The 2457-nt window shown below is 71.6% G+C and carries 1 protein-coding gene; it reads left to right on the top strand.

Features of this window, described 5'->3' with window-relative positions; all coding sequences use genetic code 11:
- A partial coding sequence (locus tag HV826_RS36205) for a lipopolysaccharide assembly protein LapB (RefSeq protein WP_255217597.1) occupies positions 1-1487 on the top strand: 1487 nt, incomplete at its 5' end.
- Between the last annotated feature and the right edge of the window lie 970 nt (positions 1488-2457).

Consider the following 2457-nt stretch of genomic DNA (forward strand, 5'->3'; position numbering starts at 1 on the left):
CTCGCGGAGCTGCCCACCCGATGACGCCTCCCCTCCCTTCCTCCTCCGATAACGCCCCCGTGCCCCGGCGACGCGGCAAGGTCCTGTGGGGAGGCGCGGGCGTCGGCGTGGCGGTGCTGGCCGGAGGGCTCTTCCTGTGGAACCCACGGCCTTCATCGCCCGGTTCCACCCCACGGGACACGCACGAGGCGCATGGCGAGTCCCACGCGGACCACACGCACGAGACGCCCCAAGCGAAGTCCCAGGCCCCCATGGAGGTGCTGGTCCAGACGGACCGCGCCGCTCGGGCCGCCGCGACGGGCCAGCGGGTCCAGGCGCACGAGGCGCTGGCGGCCGCGCTGAAGCTTTCGCCCCAGCACGCGCCGGCGCTCCTCGTGAAGGCCTGCCTCGCGCTGGAGGAAGGCCAGGACACCGAGGCCCGCGACGCGCTCCGGCGGTTGGAGGCGGCCGCGCCGGGCGCCTCGGAAGCAAAGCTGCTGGCGCGGCTGTACGAGCTGCGGCGCGGGAGCGGCATGGACTGGCAGCAGGCGTTCCGCCAGGCCTGGGTGGACCTGGGCCAGCCCGACTTCCAGCAGAGCGCGCTGCTCCCCGGCGCCACGCCGCTGCCGCCCGACCCGGCCATCGCCGCCGCGGCGAAGGCCGCCTGGGAGCGCGCCGCGTCGGACGACGTGAGGCTGATGCTGGCCCTGGGCAGCCCGCGACTGGACGCGGACAAGGCGCTCTTCCTGCTGCGGCAGGTGCCTCGGCTGGAGGACCCGTCCCTCTTCGTGGCGGTGATGGACGTGCTCCGGGGCGAGGCCTTGCCGCAGTCCTCCCATGACGAAGCGCGCGCGGTGTTCCGCCAGAAGCTGGAGGCGCTGGCGGCCGCGCACCCGCGCGCCATGCAGCTCCAGTTGCTGCTGCTCCTGGGAGACACGGAGCCGGGCTCGGAGATGAGCGCGGCGGAGATGGACCGCCTGGAGCAGGTGGCCGCCCTGCCCGTGTGGCGCGAGGGCGTCTTCACCCGCACGTACGAGGAGGCCCGGAAGCTGCTGGAGGGCTCGGGGGTGCCGGATGTCAGCGCCACGGCGATGGCGGTGGCGGCCCACAGCGTGACGGACCGGGGCTCGTGGGTGCTGCGCACGCGCAACGTGGGCACGCGGGGCGCGCTGTCCCCCGAGGACCGGAAGCGGCTGGGCCGCATCACCCGCGACATTGGCGCGCGCATGGCCGAACAACCCACCATGGTGGAGCGCATGGTGGGCCTGCAGCTCATCCGCGGCGGCGCCCAGGAGCTGGGCGACGAGGCCGGACGCGAGCAGGCGCTGGCGCGAATCGGCGCGCTGGAAGGCGCGGTGGCCCTCTTCCACGAGGCGTCCATGGACCGCTGGCCCCTGCATGCGCTGACGGAGGAGTTGATACAGGCGAGCACGCGAGACGAGCCCGCCTACCTGCTGTCCTTCACGCGCGTGGAAGCGAACCAGGCGGCGGAGACCCCCTCACCGTAGCGGCGGCAGGGACGAGGTCTCTCGGGCCCCGGGAGACTGCCACCCGGGGCCCGAGCGGGCCCCCCACGATGCCACGAAGCCGCCGCACGCCGGACCTCCAAGGTCGTCCGGGCAACCGCACTCCTTCCACGCGAGCGCCGGGAACAAGGGGGTTGCTTCCCGAGCGGCCTGCGCGTGGGCACCGTGGAATACCGTCCACGAACTCCAACGCTACGGTGGGCGAAGAATATCGGCTGCGCGTGGCCTGTCCACCCGTCGGGTCCTGACTCCCGCAAGCACCGTGACAGGCCGGGTGTGGTGAGGACCCATAGCAGTTGCGCATTCACGTCGAGTGTGAGCAGGCGCCGTGAAGACTGAATTCCTTTCAGGGTGCTCAGGAAGCAGCGCGGTATGCGGGAAACCGCTACCCCGGCGCGCGAGTGGCCTGCCGCGCTCGCCGCCGAACTCCATGGCCGAGCGCGCATCCCGATGAAGGCACTCCGCTCCCTACCTCCAACAGCTCCAGACACGGTGCCAGGCCCGGCTTCCGTGACATCGTGACGTGGCCCCTTGCGGCGCAATCGCCGTGGGTGCACCTCGGGCCCTGAAACAGAGAGCGGAGGAGCGTCTGGAGGGCGTGGGCGCTCATCGCTCGACGCTTCTCCCCACGCGGGGGAGGTTGCCTCGCGCGGCGTGTAGCGGAGCGTCAGCACGCATTGTCCACCCTCAGCCCCACCGAGGCGAAGGCCCCCGGCCGGAGCTTGGACATGGACGGGAAGCTCCGAGCGCCCGCGCGAGAGGGATTCGCGCAAAGGCAAGCTCAAGGTATTGCCAGCCCATTCCAAGTTGAACGACGTGTCAGGTCTAAACCGAGGTTCGTGATTCTCGATCAGGTCGGAGAGCAGACGGGCGCGAAGCGAACGGGAAGAAAGAGCAGGGGCACCTCCCGTTCGGCTCTGTGTGCGCAGAAGACCTGAGAGCGAGAAGGCCC

It is taken from the genome of Myxococcus sp. AM010 (genome assembly GCF_013372585.1).
GTDB lineage: Bacteria > Myxococcota > Myxococcia > Myxococcales > Myxococcaceae > Myxococcus > Myxococcus vastator.